Raw genomic sequence first — 14,772 nt, 5'->3', positions numbered from 1 at the left:
GGCCTCCCCTCCGAGTAAACTGCTGGAGTTGCTCGGCGAGGGAGGCCGTGTCCGTGTGTGCGGGCATGGCGGTCCGTTATCGACGCGCTCTTCGTAGCAGGCCGTTCGTGGCCGGGTGACCACGTCCGTTCCGATTTCCTACGAGGAGTGATCCGCATGTCCGAGGTGAAGCTCACCGCCGAGACCCGCACCGAGTTCGGCAAGGGCGCCGCCCGTCGCATCCGCCGTGACAACAAGGTTCCGGGTGTCCTGTACGGCCACGGTTCCGAGCCGCTGCACCTGACCCTGCCGGGTCACGACCTGCTGCTGGCGCTGCGTACCCCGAACGTCCTGATCTCCCTGGACATCGACGGCAAGTCCAACGAGCTGGCGATCCCGAAGGCCGTGCAGCGCGACCCGCTGAAGGGCTTCCTGGAGCACGTCGACCTGCTGCTGGTCAAGCGGGGCGAGAAGGTCACGGTCGAGGTCCCGGTGCACACCGAGGGCGAGCTGGCCCCGGGCGGCAACCTGCTGGAGCACGTCCTGGACGCGCTGCCGGTCGAGGCCGAGGCCACGCACATCCCGGAGCAGGTGTCCGTGTCGATCGAGGGCCTGGAGGCCGGCGCCTCCGTCCTGGCCAAGGACATCGCCCTGCCGAGCGGCGTGACCCTGGCCGTGGACGAGGACGCGGTGGTGCTGCAGGTGCTGCAGGCCCAGGTCGAGGAGACCGAGGGCGAGGCCGCCGAGGGTGAGGAGGCGGCCGAGGCCTGATCCTCGCCGTCGTCGTCGACCGGTCAGCCGCTGCTTCCCTCGCCGGGAGCGGCGGCTGGCGCGTATCAAGGAGACATGGACGTGACCACCCCCGCCAGTGACCCCTGGCTGATCGTCGGGCTCGGCAATCCCGGGCCGGAGTACGCCGCGAACCGGCACAACGTCGGTTTCATGGTGGCCGATCTGCTCGCCGAGCGGATCGGGGGGAAGTTCAAGCGGGCGGGCAAGGCGCAGGCCCAGGTGCTGGAGGGGCGGATCGGTCCGGTGGGGCCGGCCGGCCGCCGGGTGGTGCTGGCGAAGCCGATGTCGTACATGAACCTGTCGGGCGGGCCGGTGAACGCGCTGCGGGACTTCTACAAGGTGCCGCTCGCGCAGGTGGTGGCGGTCCATGACGAGCTGGACATCGACTACGGCACGCTGCGGCTGAAGCTGGGCGGCGGTGACAACGGGCACAACGGTCTGAAGTCGATGACGAAGGCGATGGGGCCGGGGTATCACCGGGTGCGGTTCGGGATCGGCCGGCCGCCGGGGCGGATGCAGGTGGCCGACTTCGTGCTGAAGGACTTCTCCTCGGCGGAGCGCAAGGAGCTCGACTATCTGGTGGACCGTGCGGCGGACGCGGTGGAGTGCCTGGTGACGGAGGGTCTTCAGCGGGCGCAGAGCGCGTACAACTCCTGACGCGTCCGGTGCCGGGAACGCGGGTGCCCCCGGGGTCCGAGGACCTCGGGGGCACCCTTTCGGCCGTTGCGGGGTCAGCCGGTGTTGCGCAGGCCGGCGGCGACGCCGTTGACGGTGAGGAGCAGGGCTCGGGAGAGCAGCGGGTCGGGTTCGGCGCCGGCGGCCGCGGCGTCGCGCTGGCGCTTGAGCAGGGCGACCTGGAGGTAGGAGATCGGGTCGAGGTAGGCGTCGCGGATGGCGAAGGTCTGCTTCAGGACGGGCTGGGCGTCGAGGAGTTCGCTCTCGCCGGTGATGCGGAGGACCTCGCGGACGGTCAGCTCGTGCTCGGCCTTGATGGTGTCGAACACGTGCTTGAGCTCGTCGGGGACGAGGGTGTCGACGTAGTGCTGGGCGATCCGCAGGTCCGTCTTGGCGAGGGTCATCTCGACGTTGGAGATGAAGTTGCGGAAGAAATGCCACTGCTGGTGCATCTCGTCGAGCACGGTGTCCAGGCCGGTCTCGCGCAGGGCCTTGAGGCCGGAGCCGACGCCGAACCAGCCGGGGACGATCTGCCGGGACTGGGTCCAGCCGAACACCCAGGGGATGGCGCGCAGGCCGTCGAGGCCGGCGCCGGAGTCGGGGCGGCGGGAGGGCCGGGAGCCGAGGTGCAGGTCGGCGAGCTGGTCGACGGGGGTGGAGGCGAAGAAGTACGCCGGGAGGTCGGGGTCCTCCACCAGGCGCCGGTAGGCGGCGTGGGCGGCGTCGGAGACGACGTCCATGGCCGCGTCCCAGCGGGCGAGCGCCTCGTCGGACTGGCGGGGCGCGGTGTGCAGGGCGGAGGCCTGGAGGGTGGCCGCGACGGTCAGTTCCAGGTTCTCCCTGGCCAGGGAGGGGATGAGGTACTTGTCGGAGATGACCTCGCCCTGCTCGGTGACCTTGATCTCGCCTTCGAGGGTGCCCCAGGGCTGGGCGAGGATCGCGTCGTGGGAGGGGCCGCCGCCGCGGCCGACGGTGCCGCCGCGGCCGTGGAAGAGGCGCAGGCGCACGCCGTAGCGGTGGGCGACGTCGCGCAGCCGGCGCTGGGCGCGGTGGATCTCCCACTGGCTGGTGGTGATGCCGCCGAACTTGGAGGAGTCGGAGTAGCCGAGCATGACCTCCTGGACGTCGCCGCGCAGCGCGACCAGGCGCCGGTAGGACGGGTCGGAGAGCATGTCCTCGAGGATGGTGTCGGCGGCGCGCAGCTCGTCGGTGGTCTCCAGGAGGGGGACGATGCCGATCTTGGCCCAGCCGGCGTGGAGGTCGACGAGGCCGGCCTCGCGGGCGAGGACGGTGGCGGCGAAGACGTCGTCGGCGCCCTGGCACATGGAGATGATGTAGGACTCGATGACCTCGGGGCCGAAGACCTCCAGGGCCTTCTTGACGGTCTGGAAGACGCCGAGGGTCTTCTGCCCGGCCGCGTCGACGGGTGCCGGGGTGGGGGCGAGGGGCCTGCGGGAGCGCAGTTCCTTGGCGAGGAGCTTGGCCCGGTACTCGCGGGGCATGTCGGCGTAGCGCCAGGACTCCTCGCCGAGCCGGTCGAAGAGCTGGCCGAGGGCGTGGTGGTGGGCGTCGGCGTGTTCGCGGACGTCCATGGTGGCGAGCTGGAGGCCGAAGGCGGCGAGGGTGCGGATGGTGCGGGCGAGGCGGCCGTCGGCGAACAGGCCGCCGCGGTGTTCGCGCAGGGAGGTCTGGATGATCCGCAGGTCCCTGAGCAGTTCGCCGGTGCCGAGGTAGTCGCGGCCGTCCTCGTGGGGGGTGCCCTTGGCGAGGCGCTGCTTGGTGTTCTCCAGCTTCTGCCGGATGCAGGTGGCCTTGAGCCGGTAGGGCTCCTCGGCGTTGAGGCGCTTGTAGCGGGGGCTGATCTCGGGGAGCCGTTCGAGGTCGGCCTTGAGGGAGTCCAGGAGTTCCTCGGTGGCTCCGGCGTAGCGGATGGAGTTGGAGAGCAGCCCGCGCAGCTCGTCGATGGTCTCCAGGGCGTCGTTGATGCCGTGTTCGTGCTGGAGGATGAGGACGTCCCAGGTGACCTGGGGGGTGACGTTGGGGTTGCCGTCGCGGTCGCCGCCGATCCAGGTGCCGAAGGTGAGGGGGCGGGTGTCGTCGGGCAGCTTGACGCCGACGCGCTCCAGTTCGGCGGTCAGGTCCTCGAGGACGTCGCCGACGGCGCCGGCGTGCAGTTCGTCGAGGTAGTAGATGGCGTTGCGGGCCTCGTCGGCGGGCTCGGGCCGGACGACCCGCAGTTCGTCCGTCTGCCACACCAGGTCGATGTTCTCGGCGAGGCGGGTGTCGTGGCGGCGGCGGTCGGAGTCGAGGACGGGGGTGTCCAGGAGCTCGGCGATGCGCCGGAGCTTGTTGAGGACCGACCGGCGTGCGGCCTCGGTGGGGTGGGCGGTGAAGACCGGGCGGACGTTGAGGTTCTGGACGGTCTGCCGCAGGTGCTCGGGGTCGGCGTCCTTGAGCCGGTCGGCCGTGCGGGCGAGCAGGCCGCCCTCGGCGGCGCGCCGGGCGCGCAGTTCCCGGCCGCGGTGCACCTGTTCGGTGACGTTGGCCAGGTGGAAGTAGGTGGAGAAGGCGCGGACCAGCTTGGCCGCGGTCTCCAGTTCCGTGCCGCGCAGCAGTTCGGCGGCGGCTTCGCCGTCCTCGCGGGTGAGGCGGCGGACCTTCTCCACGAGTTCGAGGAGTTCGGGGCCCTCCTGCCGGACGAGGGTCTCCCCCAGGAGGTCGCCCAGCCGGCGGATGTCGGCGCGCAGCGCGCTGCCGGTCGTGGTGGTCTGGTCGTCGGCACTGCTCACAGGTGCGGCTCCTTGCAGTGTTGAAGCTCGTCTGGGAGGGAACCCGGCCGGCTACCAGGCGGCGGGTGCCGCATAGGGGCCGGAGCGTCCGGGAAGGAAACTTCAGCGGACCGCGCTGTCCGACCGAGTCCAAGGATAGGTGCCTCGGTGGACGCGCAGGCTCTGGGGCTCTTGCCGCCGCTCCGCACACTGTCATACTTACGATTCCGTAGGTTACGGAACCGTAGGGAAAGGGTCGTCGAGGCCCTCCCGGTCCCGGCGGCCCGCGCCTGTCTTGACCCTCGACCCCACAGGGGACGCGTATGACCTCTAGTTCCGATGTGATCGAAGAAGCCCGCAAGGCCACCGACACACCCCCGTCCGCCACCCTGGGCGGCGAGCAGAAGCGTTCGATCGAGCAGATCACGCTGCTCCTGTTCATCGTGGTGCCGTTCCTGGCACTGGTGGCGGCCGTGCCGCTGGCCTGGGGCTGGGGGGTGAGCTGGCTCGACCTGGGCCTGCTGGTCTTCTTCTACTTCCTGGGGTGCCACGGCATCACGATCGGTTTCCACCGGTACTTCACCCACGGTTCGTTCAAGGCCAAGCGGCCCCTCAGGATCGCGCTGGCGATCATGGGGTCGATGGCCGTGGAGGGCCCCCTGGTGCGCTGGGTGGCCGATCACCGAAGGCACCACAAGTTCTCCGACGCCGAGGGCGACCCGCATTCGCCGTGGCGGTTCGGGGAGACGGTCCCGGCGCTGATCAAGGGCCTGTGGTGGGCGCACATCGGCTGGATGTTCGACGAGGAGCAGACGCCGCAGGACAAGTACGCGCCGGACCTGATCAAGGACAGGACGATCCGGACGATCTCCCGCCAGTTCGTGCTGTGGACGGTCGTGTCCCTGGGGCTGCCGCCGCTGATCGGCGGTCTGGCGACGATGTCCTGGTGGGGCGCGTTCACCGGTTTCTTCTGGGGTTCGCTCGTCCGGGTGGCGCTGCTGCACCACGTGACGTGGTCGATCAACTCGATCTGCCATGCGGTCGGCAAGCGGCCGTTCAGGTCGCGGGACCGTTCGGGCAACGTCTGGTGGCTGGCGGTCCTGTCCTGCGGTGAGTCCTGGCACAACCTGCACCACGCCGACCCGACCTCGGCGCGGCACGGTGTGATGCGCGGCCAGATCGACTCCTCGGCCCGCCTCATCCGCTGGTTCGAGCTGCTCGGCTGGGCGTACGACGTGCGCTGGCCGTCACGCTCGCGTATCGATTCCCGCCGCAACACCGGGGAGGGCGGCGACCGGCGGCGGAAGGAGACGGCCGAGGCGGCATGATGGACGCCGTGGCGACCGACTCGAGCAGTGCAGGCAATGACAAGCAACGGCGGACCCGCCGGACCCGTATGACCGGTGCCGAGCGCCGCCAGCAGCTGCTGGAGATCGGTCGCACCCTCTTCGCGGCCAAGGGCTTCGAGGGCACGTCGGTGGAGGAGATCGCGGCGAAGGCCGGGGTGTCCAAGCCGGTGGTGTACGAGCACTTCGGCGGCAAGGAGGGGCTGTACGCGGTGGTGGTCGACCGCGAGATGCGGCGTCTGCTGGACATGGTGACCGGCTCGCTGACCGCCGGCCACCCCCGCGAGCTGTGCGAGCAGGCGGCGTTCGCCCTCCTGGACTACATCGAGGAGTACACGGACGGGTTCCGCATCCTGGTGCGGGACTCCCCCATCCCCCAGTCCACGGGCACCTTCGCCTCCCTCATCTCCGACATCGCCACCCAGGTGGAGGACATCCTGGGCCGCGAGTTCAAGAGCCGCGGCTTCGATCCGAAGCTCGCCCCGCTGTACGCGCAGGCCCTGGTCGGCATGGTCGCGCTGACCGGCCAGTGGTGGCTGGACGTGCGGCGCCCGAAGAAGGCGGAGGTGGCGGCGCACCTGGTGAACCTGGCGTGGCACGGCCTGGACGGGCTGGAGCCGAGGCCGCGGCTGATAGGGCACCGCAAGAGCTGACGGCGGCGCCCGGCCGTGGAGGACGCGTGCTCACGCCTCCTTCACGGCCACCGCGAACAGCCGCCGGAACGGCAGGACCGTGCCGTACGGGGCGCTCGGGTAGGCCTCGCGGAGCAGGTCCCGGTAGGCGGTGAGGAAGGCGTCGCGGGCCTCCGGGTCGTCGGCGAGCGCGGTCAGGGCGGGCCGCAGACCGGTGCCCTTCACCCAGTCCAGGACGGGGTCCTCGCCGGGCAGGACGTGGAGGTACGTCGTCCGCCACACGTCGGTCGCGCAGCCGAGGCGGGCCAGGCGGTCCAGGTAGGCGCCCGGGGTGTGCACGGAGTCGGTGCGGCGCAGCACGCCGGCGAGACGGGAGCGCCAGCGGGGGGTGGCGGCGAGTTCGCGCATCAGGACGTGCAGCGGGGCGTCGAGGTTGTCGGGGACCTGGAAGGCGAGGACGCCGCCGGGTACGAGGGCGGCGGTCCAGTCGGCGAAGCGGTCGGCGTGGCCGGGCACCCACTGGAGGGTGGCGTTGGAGACGATCAGGTCGTGCGGCTCGCCGGGCGTCCACGTCCGCACGTCGGCGTGGGCGAAGTCGAGCCGGCCTCCCCCGGCGGTCGGCCCCTCGTGGCCGGCGCGGGCGGCGCCGAGCATCTCGGGCGAGTCGTCGTAGCCGGTGATGTGCGCCGTGGGCCAGCGTCCGGCGAGCCGGGCGGTGGCGTTGCCGGGGCCGCAGCCGAGGTCGGCGATGCGGGGCCGGGCGCCGGGCAGTGGGGGGATGCGGGCGAGCAGGTCGGCGAAGGGCCGGGCGCGGTGGCCGGCGTGGCGGAGGTACTGGGCGGGATCCCAGGCGGGCGTCGTCATGTCCCTCACCTTCCCCGGCGGATTCTCTCGTCGTCAAGATGCTTGATGCCGAGAGGCTTTGCATCAAGAGACTCTACGTCGACACAACCACTACACTGATCTCCATGGAGGACGAGGTCGATCGGCTGGTCGCAGCGTGGCGCCGGGAGCGTCCGGACCTCGACGTGGAGCCGCTGGAAGTGCTCAGCCGGGTGAGCCGACTCGCCCGGCACCTGGACCGCGCCCGCCGGCTCGCCTTCGCCGAGCACCAGCTGGAGCCCTGGGAGTTCGACGTGCTGACCGCGCTGCGGCGCGCCGGGACGCCGTACCAGCTCTCCCCGGGCCAGCTGCTGACCCAGACCCTGGTCACCTCGGGCACGATGACCAACCGGATCGACCGGCTGGCGAAGAAGGGCCTGGTCGAGCGGCTGCCCGACCCCAGCGACCGGCGGGGTGTGCTGGTCCGGCTGACGGACGAGGGCCGGGACCGCGCGGACCAGGCGCTGGCCGGCCTGCTGGAGCAGGAGCGGGCCATCCTCGCCGAGCTGTCCGGCGCCCAGCGCGCCGAACTGGCCGGGCTGCTACGCCAGCTGACCGCCCCGTTCGACAACATCCCCGGTTAGGTCCACCGGCCCCACCCCGGCCCGCCGGGCGAGCGCCACCGCGGCCAGCGTCGAGTGCACGCCCAGCTTCCCGAGGACGTTCTGCATATGGGTGCGGACGGTGTGCGGGGAGAGGAACAGCCGCTCGGCGACGGCCTTGCGGCCGAGCCCGGCGACCATGCAGCGCAGCACCTCCCGCTCCCTCGGGGTGAGGGACTCCACCAGCCGTTCGCTCTCCGTGCGGTGCCTGCGCGCGGCCGTCAGCTCCCTGAGCACGCCGGTCAGCAGCGGCGGCGGCAGATGGGTCTCGTCGCGCAGCACGCCCCGGATCACCGTCAGCAGCCGCGACAGGGAGCAGTCCTTGGCGACCCAGCCGGAGGCGCCGGCCTGCAGCGCGAGGGCCGCGCGGCGCGGGTCGTCCTTCTCGGCGAGGACGACGACCCGGACACGGGGATGGGCGGCGCGGACGCCGGTGACGAGCGAGATCCCGTCGACCAGGGCCTCCTCGTCGCCCGCCTGCACCGGCACGGCCGGGCGGGCGCCGGGCAGGGCGCCGCCGAGGTCGGCGTCGACCAGCAGGACGTCGAAGCGGCGGCCCTCGCCGGCGGCGCGCTCCAGGCAGCGCAGGGCGGCCGGGCCGCTGCCGGCGGCGGAGACGTCCACGTCCGGTTCGGCGGCCAGGGCCGCGGCCAGCGACTCGGCGAAGATGCGGTGGTCGTCCACGACCAGGACTCGGATGCGCACCACGAAACCCCCTTCCCCGGGCTCCGCACGGAGCAGGGGATGACCAAGGTCCACAGACCGACGACCCGCGCGGGGACGGCGACCGCGGCTCGGGAGCGCCGCAACGGCCGCCGCCGTTGCGGAGAGTGCTACCCCCACCGCGGGCGCCGTACCCGCCTGTCTCGCCCCCTGAGGGCACCGGCCCCCACCGGTGCTGCTCCTCAGAGTACGGACGGGAGCACGCGGCGGAAGACGATTTCCAGAACTGGCCGTCCGGCGCGCTTATGGTGTGCCGCATGTTTCGTATCGAGGCGGAAGTCGACAAAGGCCGACGCGATCTGCTCCGCAAGCGGCTGCGGGAGACCAACACGGCGGCGTCCCCGGTGCTGTCGGCGCTGCGCGGCACGCCCGCCGAACGCGAGGCCCCGCTGCACGTGTGGGCACTGGACGGCGAGGGCGGCCTGGCGGGCGGCCTGGTCGGCCACACCTGGACCAGCTGGCTGCATGTGACCTACCTGTGGGTCGACGCCCGCCACCGCGGCGCGGGCCTCGGCTCGCGTCTGCTGGCCCGCGCGGAACACCTCGCCCGCACCGAGCGCGCCTGCACCGCCTCCCGCCTGGAGACCTGGGACTTCCAGGCCCCGGCGTTCTACGAGAAGCAGGGCTACGAGGTGGTGGGCGTGGTCCCGGACTACCCCCCGGGGGTGACGGAGTACCTCCTGGCCAAGCGCCTGCGCTGACGCGGAGGCCCCGGCGGCGGGGTCCCGCGCCCGGGGACGCCGCCGGCCCCGCGCACACCGGGCGTGCGCGGGGCCGGGCGTGCGCGGGGCCGGTGCGGATCGTCGCGGGTGCGCCTCAGAGCAGCCGGCCGGCGCCCGCGGAGGGCACCGCCTCGAAGACCCGCGGAAGGGTGCGGCCGGCCGCCGCGAAGGCCTCCTCCAGCGTCTTCGTCAAGGTGCCCACGTCCGTCGCCTCCGCCAGGACGATCGCCGAGCCGCCGAAGCCGCCGCCGGTCATGCGGGCGCCCAGGGCGCCGGCGGACAGGGCGGTGTCGACGACCAGGTCCAGCTCCGGGCAGGAGATGCGGAAGTCGTCGCGCAGGGAGGCGTGGCCCTCGGTGAGCACCGGGCCGATGGCGCGGGGGTCGTCCGCGCGCAGCAGGGCGACCGTGCGTTCGACCCGCTCGTTCTCCGTCACCACGTGCCGGACCAGGCGGACGACCTCCTCCTCGCCGCCGAGGCGGGCGAGGGCCGCGTCCAGCCCGTCGTAGGGGACGTCCCGCAGGGCGTCGACGCCGAGCAGCGCCGCGCCCTTCTCGCAGCCCGCCCGGCGCTTGCCGTACTCGCCGCCGCTGTGGGCGTGCTGGACCCGGGTGTCCACGACCAGCAGGCGCAGGCCCGCGGCCGCGAGGTCGAAGGGGATCTGCTGCTGGGACAGGTCCCGGGTGTCGAGGAAGAGGGCGTGGCCCGCCTCGCAGCAGGCCGATGCCGTCTGGTCCATGATCCCGGTGGGCGCGCCGACGTAGACGTTCTCGGCGCGCTGGCACAGGCGGGCCTGCTTCCAGCGCGGCAGGCCGAGGCCGTACAGGTCGTCGAGGGCGAGGGCGGTCACGACCTCCAGGGCCGCCGAGGAGGACAGGCCCGCGCCCGTCGGGACCGTGGAGGAGAGGTGGACGTCGGCGCCGGTGACCGCGTGGCCCGCCTCGCGCAGGGCCCAGACCACGCCCGCCGGGTACGCGGTCCATGCGCCGTCGCTCCGGGGCGCGAGGTCGTCCAGCCGCAGTTCCACGGCGGGGCCGCCGATGTCCGCCGAGTGCAGGCGCAGGACGCCGTCGTCCCGGCGGGAGACGGCCGCGAGCGTACGGTGCGGCAGCGCGAAGGGCATGACGAAGCCGTCGTTGTAGTCGGTGTGCTCGCCGATGAGGTTGACCCGGCCCGGCGCCGCCCACACGCCCTGAGGCTCCGCCCCGTACAGCTCGGCGAAGCGCTCGGCGACCTGCTGTGCCCCCACTAGTGCTCCCTCGTGATGCTCTGCGCGAACCGCCATGCGTCCGCGACGATGTCCGCGAGATCCGCGCGGCTCGGGTTCCAGCCCAGTTTCTCGCGGGCGGTGTCGGCCGAGGCGACCAGGACCGCCGGGTCGCCGCCGCGGCGCGGGGCGACCACCTCGGGGATGGGGTGGCCGGTGACCCGGCGGGCGGTCTCGATGACCTGGCGGACGGAGAAGCCGTTGCCGTTGCCGAGGTTGCAGATCAGGTGCTCGCCCGGCCGGGCCGCCTTCAGGGCCAGCAGGTGCGCGTCGGCGAGGTCGGCGACGTGGATGTAGTCGCGCACGCAGGTGCCGTCGGGGGTGGGGTAGTCGTCGCCGTAGACCGAGATGGCGTCCCGCCTGCCCTGGGCGACCTGGAGGACCAGGGGGATGAGGTGCGACTCGGGGTCGTGGCGCTCGCCGCAGGGGCCCTCGGCGCCGGCGACGTTGAAGTAGCGCAGGGAGACCGCGGCCAGGCCGTGGGCGTGCGCCTCGCCGGTGATCATGTGGTCGACGGCGAGCTTGGAGGCGCCGTAGGGGCTGGTCGGCCTGGTGGGGGCGGTCTCCGGGATCGGGACCTGCTCCGGCTCGCCGTAGGTGGCCGCCGTGGAGGAGAAGACCAGCGTGCGGACGCCCGCTTCGCGCATCGCGGCGAGCAGGGCCATGCTGCCGCCCACGTTGTTGTCCCAGTACTTCTCCGGCTTCACCACCGACTCGCCGACCTGCGAGTACGCGGCGAAGTGCAGCACGCCGTCGTAGGAGGGGTCGAGCCACTTGCCCGCGTCGCGGACGTCGCCCTCGAGGAACGCGGCGCCGGCGGGGACGCCCTCGCGGAAGCCGGTGGAGAGGTTGTCGAGGACGGTGACCTCGTGGCCGGCCTCCAGCAGGTGCTGGGCCACGACACTGCCGACGTATCCCGCGCCACCCGTCACCAGGTACTTCATGAACTCGCTACCTCTCGCAGTCGTTTCGCCGCGCGCTCCGGCGGCACATCGTTGATGAACACGCTCATGCCGGACTCGGAACCCGCGAGGAACTTCAGCTTGCCGGAAGTGCGGCGGATGGTGAAAAGCTCGAGGTGCAGCGCGAAGTCGTCCCGCGTCACGGCGGAGCCGTCCCCGGGTTCCCCGGCCGGGCCGAACGGCGCCTGGTGCCAGGCCGCGATGTACGGCGTCGGACCCGCGGGGCCCTCGCCCCCGTCCGCCCGCCCGTCGAAGATCCGGTCGAAGCGCCGCAGCAGTTCCAGGTAGACCCGGGGGAACTCCGTGCGCGCCGCCTCGTCCAGGGCGAGGAGGTCGGGCACGCGGCGCCTGGGGTAGAGGTGGACCTCGTACGGCCAGTGCGCCGCGTACGGCACGAACGCCGCCCAGTGTTCGCTCTCCAGGACGACCCGCTCACCGGCGAGCTCCCGCTCCAGCACCGCGTCGAACAGGTTCTGTCCGCCGGTGGCCTCCTTGTGCGCGGCGAGCGAGCGGAGCATCAGCGCGGTGCGGGGGGTGGTGAACGGGTAGGCGTAGATCTGTCCGTGCGGGTGTCCGAGCGTCACGCCGATCTCGGCGCCCCGGTTCTCGAAACAGAAGACCTGCTCGACGGAGGGCAGATGCGACAGCTCCGCGGTGCGGTCGGTCCAGGCGTCCAGCACCAGCCGCGCCTGCTCCTCGGTGAGGTCGGCGAAGGAGGCGTCGTGGTCGGAGGTGAAGCAGACGACCTCGCACCGGCCGGAGTCGCCCGCCAGCGAGGGGAAGCGGTTCTCGAAGACGACGACGTCGTACGAGGAGTCCGGGATCTCGCTGAGCCGCCCGTCGCGGGTCGGGCACAGCGGGCACTCGTCGGCGGGCGGGTGGTAGGTGCGGCCCTGGCGGTGGGAGGCGACGGCGACCGCGTCGCCGAGCAGCGCGTCGCGCCGGATCTCGGACGTGGTGACCGTACGGTCCAGCGGCCGGCGGTCCACCGCGTCCCGCACGGTGTCGTCCCGCAGGTCGTAGTAGATCAGCTCCCGGCCGTCGGCCAGCCGGGTCGACGTCTTCTTCACGCCGGACTCCTCACGTCCCGCACCCAATCACTCAACACAATCAAACATAACAGATCACAACTCGACAACGCTGAGAATCATCACGATCAAACAAAGAACATCAACAGAAGTGTTCAAATACTGAACACGGGGGCGTAGGTTCCGCACTGATCAGTTCGCGCAACGAAGCGAGTTCCCCATGCAAACCGCTACCTCTCTGGCGGCGGAGCTACGGCTCCCCACCAACTGGCTGGACTACACGATCCTGGTGATCTACTTCGTCGTGGTCCTCGGCATCGGCTTCGCCGCCCGCCGTTCGGTGAAGACCAGCCTCGACTTCTTCCTCTCCGGCCGCTCGCTGCCCGCCTGGATCACGGGCCTCGCGTTCATCTCGGCGAACCTGGCGGCCACCGAGATCCTCGGCATGGCCGCGAACAGCGCCCAGTACGGCGCGTACACCGTGCACTGGTACTGGATCGGCGCCATCCCCGCGATGGTCTTCCTGGGCCTGGTGATGATGCCGTTCTACTACGGCAGCAAGGTCCGCTCGGTCCCCGAGTTCCTGCTGCTGCGGTTCGACCGCGGCGCCCACCTGCTCAGTTCGATCCTGTTCGCGTTCGCCGCCATCCTGATCGCGGGCGTCAACCTCTACGCCCTCGCGATCGTCGTGGAGGCACTGCTCGGCTGGCCGCAGTGGGTGGCCATCGTGGTCGCCGGTGCCTTCGTGCTCGCGTACATCACCCTGGGCGGCCTGTCCTCGGCGATCTACAACGAGGTGCTGCAGTTCTTCGTGATCCTCGCCGCCCTCATCCCGATCACCGTCCTCGGCCTGAAGAAGGCCGGCGGCTGGGGCGGCCTGACCGACAAGCTCACCGCGGACCACGGCGCCGACTTCACCACGGCCTGGGGCGGCACCGGCATCGGGCACGCCAACCCGCTCGGCGCCAACTGGCTGACCATCGTCCTCGGCCTCGGCTTCGTGCTGTCCTTCGGCTACTGGACCACCAACTTCGCCGAGGTGCAGCGCGCCCTGTCCGCGAAGAACCTCTCCGCCGGGCAGCGGACCCCGCTGATCGCCGCCTACCCGAAGATCTTCATCGTCTTCCTGGTGATGATCCCCGGCCTGGTCGCCGCCGCGCTGGTGCCGAAGTTCGGCACCGCCGCCTCCGGCTACCAGTACAACGACGCCATCCCCTACCTCATGCAGGAGCTGCTGCCCAACGGCGTGCTCGGCATCGCCGTCACCGGTCTGCTGGCCGCCTTCATGGCGGGCATGGCGGCGAACGTGTCGTCCTTCAACACGGTGTTCACCAACGACATCTGGGCGAAGTACGTGGTGCGGGGCCGCGAGGACGGGTACTACGTGCGGTTCGGCCGCCTGATCACCGCGATCGGCGTCTGCGCCTCCGTCGGCACGGCGTTCCTGGCGTCCTCGTTCTCGAACATCATGAGCTACCTGCAGACGCTGTTCTCCTTCTTCAACGTGCCGATGTTCGTCGTCTTCATCGTCGGCATGTTCTGGAAGCGCGCGTCCGCGAAGTCCGGCTTCTGGGGCCTGCTCGCCGGCACCACGGCGGCCATGGTCAACTACTTCGTCTTCTACAAGAAGGGCATCATCTCCATCCCGTCCGACCAGGGTGCCAACTTCGTCTCCGCGATCGCGGGCTTCGTCGCCGGCGCGGTCGTGATGTTCGCGGTGTCCCTGTTCACCAAGCCGAAGCCGGCACAGGAGCTGCAGGGCCTGGTCTACGGCACCCGCTCCCCCGGCATGTCCGAACCGCCCGCCGTGGGCGACGACGCCTGGTACCGCAGGCCGGCCCTGCTGGGCTGGGGCGCGGTCGTCCTGGCCGCCGTCTGCTACATCCCGTTCTCGTTCTGACGCGGGAGGATCGAGGAAACCATGACCGAGAACCCTGACCACCCCCGCCGTCCGCTGCACTACACCGAGCAGGACGTCCAGCGGGAGGTCTCCGAGCTGGAGACGAAGTCGGCGACCGCGGCCCGCATCTTCGACCTGCGCCGCATCATCGGCGGCCTGTTCGTGCTGTACGGCGTGATCGTCACGATCACCGGCATCACCGACTCGCAGGCCGCGATCGACAAGGCCGAGGGCGTCAACATCAACCTCTGGACCGGGATCGGCATGCTGCTCCTGGGCGTGTTCTTCCTGGCCTGGCTGAAGCTGCGGCCCACTCCGCCGCCGCTGCCCGCGGAGGGTCCGGCCGAGGACACGGAGTAGTTCCGGGGCCGACGGGCCGTACGCCGACGAACGGGTCCGGGGCCGACGGGCCGTACGCCGGTTGCGGGCGCGTGGGGTTGCTCGCGCAGTTCCCCGCGCCCCTTCCGCGCGCCTTCCGGGCGCCGGCCGGGACG

At 71.5% G+C, this 14,772-nt stretch carries 14 protein-coding genes; 8 read left to right on the top strand and 6 right to left on the bottom strand.

What is annotated here, in order from left to right; genetic code table 11:
* Positions 1-156 precede the first annotated feature (156 nt).
* Both ABZ261_RS12845 and pth read left to right on the top strand, forming a co-directional pair.
* On the top strand, positions 157-750 hold the full coding sequence (locus ABZ261_RS12845) for a 50S ribosomal protein L25/general stress protein Ctc (protein ID WP_356858309.1): 594 nt from the start codon (positions 157-159) through the stop codon (positions 748-750).
* Positions 751-825: 75 nt separating this feature from the next.
* Entirely contained in the window at positions 826-1,428 is a 603-nt protein-coding gene (gene pth / locus ABZ261_RS12840; RefSeq protein ID WP_356858307.1) for an aminoacyl-tRNA hydrolase, read from the top strand.
* 74 nt (positions 1,429-1,502) lie between these two features.
* Here the strand turns inward: pth and ppc are convergent, their stop codons facing one another.
* Positions 1,503-4,235 (bottom strand): phosphoenolpyruvate carboxylase, encoded by a 2,733-nt coding sequence (ppc, locus tag ABZ261_RS12835; protein WP_356858305.1) that lies wholly within the window; start codon positions 4,233-4,235, stop codon positions 1,503-1,505.
* 302 nt (positions 4,236-4,537) lie between these two features.
* Between ppc and ABZ261_RS12830 the strand changes: the two genes are divergently transcribed.
* Both ABZ261_RS12830 and ABZ261_RS12825 read left to right on the top strand, forming a co-directional pair.
* The gene (locus ABZ261_RS12830; protein ID WP_356858303.1) at positions 4,538-5,542 is read left to right on the top strand and encodes a fatty acid desaturase; all 1,005 of its coding nucleotides are present in this window, start codon (positions 4,538-4,540) and stop codon (positions 5,540-5,542) included.
* Positions 5,539-6,213, top strand: a complete 675-nt coding sequence (locus ABZ261_RS12825) for a TetR/AcrR family transcriptional regulator (protein WP_356858302.1) — start codon at positions 5,539-5,541, stop codon at positions 6,211-6,213. Before ABZ261_RS12830 ends, ABZ261_RS12825 begins: the two co-directional genes overlap by 4 nt.
* Before the next feature lie 30 nt (positions 6,214-6,243).
* Here the strand turns inward: ABZ261_RS12825 and ABZ261_RS12820 are convergent, their stop codons facing one another.
* Positions 6,244-7,056: a trans-aconitate 2-methyltransferase gene (locus ABZ261_RS12820; protein ID WP_356858301.1), complete on the bottom strand. Its 813-nt coding sequence runs from the start codon at positions 7,054-7,056 to the stop codon at positions 6,244-6,246.
* A gap of 104 nt (positions 7,057-7,160) precedes the next feature.
* Here ABZ261_RS12820 and tamR point away from each other — a divergent pair, with 104 nt between their 5' ends.
* Positions 7,161-7,658, top strand: coding sequence for a MarR family transcriptional regulator TamR (tamR, locus tag ABZ261_RS12815; RefSeq protein WP_356858299.1), 498 nt, complete (start codon positions 7,161-7,163; stop codon positions 7,656-7,658).
* Here the strand turns inward: tamR and ABZ261_RS12810 are convergent.
* Complete coding sequence (locus ABZ261_RS12810; RefSeq protein WP_356858297.1) at positions 7,617-8,384, bottom strand: response regulator transcription factor; 768 nt, start codon at positions 8,382-8,384, stop codon at positions 7,617-7,619. The genes tamR and ABZ261_RS12810 overlap by 42 nt on opposite strands.
* Positions 8,385-8,656: 272 nt before the next feature.
* Here ABZ261_RS12810 and ABZ261_RS12805 point away from each other — a divergent pair, with 272 nt between their 5' ends.
* The gene (locus ABZ261_RS12805) at positions 8,657-9,100 is read left to right on the top strand and encodes a GNAT family N-acetyltransferase (RefSeq protein WP_356858295.1); all 444 of its coding nucleotides are present in this window, start codon (positions 8,657-8,659) and stop codon (positions 9,098-9,100) included.
* Positions 9,101-9,215: 115 nt separating this feature from the next.
* Here ABZ261_RS12805 and galK read toward each other — a convergent pair whose 3' ends face one another.
* The 3 genes from galK to galT are packed head-to-tail and all read right to left on the bottom strand — an operon-like array spanning position 9,216 to position 12,420.
* A complete protein-coding gene (gene galK / locus ABZ261_RS12800; RefSeq protein WP_356858293.1) occupies positions 9,216-10,370 on the bottom strand; it encodes a galactokinase in 1,155 nt (384 codons plus the stop codon).
* The gene (gene galE / locus ABZ261_RS12795) at positions 10,370-11,332 is read right to left on the bottom strand and encodes a UDP-glucose 4-epimerase GalE (RefSeq protein WP_356858291.1); all 963 of its coding nucleotides are present in this window, start codon (positions 11,330-11,332) and stop codon (positions 10,370-10,372) included. Before galE ends, galK begins: the two co-directional genes overlap by 1 nt.
* The gene (gene galT / locus ABZ261_RS12790) at positions 11,329-12,420 is read right to left on the bottom strand and encodes a galactose-1-phosphate uridylyltransferase (protein WP_356858289.1); all 1,092 of its coding nucleotides are present in this window, start codon (positions 12,418-12,420) and stop codon (positions 11,329-11,331) included. The genes galE and galT overlap by 4 nt, the downstream gene beginning before the upstream one ends.
* A 178-nt stretch (positions 12,421-12,598) precedes the next feature.
* On the opposite strand from galT, the gene ABZ261_RS12785 reads away from it, so the two are divergent.
* Together ABZ261_RS12785 and ABZ261_RS12780 are read left to right on the top strand one after the other, a co-directional pair.
* Positions 12,599-14,278, top strand: coding sequence for a sodium:solute symporter family protein (locus ABZ261_RS12785; protein ID WP_356858287.1), 1,680 nt, complete (start codon positions 12,599-12,601; stop codon positions 14,276-14,278).
* Between the two features lie 21 nt (positions 14,279-14,299).
* Positions 14,300-14,638, top strand: coding sequence for a hypothetical protein (locus tag ABZ261_RS12780; protein ID WP_356858285.1), 339 nt, complete (start codon positions 14,300-14,302; stop codon positions 14,636-14,638).
* Positions 14,639-14,772: the final 134 nt, after the last annotated feature.

It is taken from the genome of Streptomyces sp. NPDC006193 (assembly GCF_040613915.1).
GTDB lineage: Bacteria > Actinomycetota > Actinomycetes > Streptomycetales > Streptomycetaceae > Streptomyces.
Note: the sequence above shows the minus strand (reverse complement) of the source record. Positions and strands in the feature narration are given on the sequence as shown.

What these genes read in the sequence shown, in the direction of transcription:
- ABZ261_RS12785 (WP_356858287.1), top strand. Translation starts at nt 12,599, where the DNA reads ATGCAAACCGCTACCTCTCTGGCGGCGGAGCTACGGCTCCCCACCAAC.
- ABZ261_RS12805 (WP_356858295.1), top strand. Translation starts at nt 8,657, where the DNA reads ATGTTTCGTATCGAGGCGGAAGTCGACAAAGGCCGACGCGATCTGCTC.
- ABZ261_RS12780 (WP_356858285.1), top strand. Translation starts at nt 14,300, where the DNA reads ATGACCGAGAACCCTGACCACCCCCGCCGTCCGCTGCACTACACCGAG.
- galE (WP_356858291.1), bottom strand. Translation starts at nt 11,332, where the DNA reads ATGAAGTACCTGGTGACGGGTGGCGCGGGATACGTCGGCAGTGTCGTG.
- ABZ261_RS12825 (WP_356858302.1), top strand. Translation starts at nt 5,539, where the DNA reads ATGATGGACGCCGTGGCGACCGACTCGAGCAGTGCAGGCAATGACAAG.
- pth (WP_356858307.1), top strand. Translation starts at nt 826, where the DNA reads ATGGACGTGACCACCCCCGCCAGTGACCCCTGGCTGATCGTCGGGCTC.
- ABZ261_RS12820 (WP_356858301.1), bottom strand. Translation starts at nt 7,056, where the DNA reads ATGACGACGCCCGCCTGGGATCCCGCCCAGTACCTCCGCCACGCCGGC.
- tamR (WP_356858299.1), top strand. Translation starts at nt 7,161, where the DNA reads ATGGAGGACGAGGTCGATCGGCTGGTCGCAGCGTGGCGCCGGGAGCGT.
- ABZ261_RS12830 (WP_356858303.1), top strand. Translation starts at nt 4,538, where the DNA reads ATGACCTCTAGTTCCGATGTGATCGAAGAAGCCCGCAAGGCCACCGAC.
- ABZ261_RS12845 (WP_356858309.1), top strand. Translation starts at nt 157, where the DNA reads ATGTCCGAGGTGAAGCTCACCGCCGAGACCCGCACCGAGTTCGGCAAG.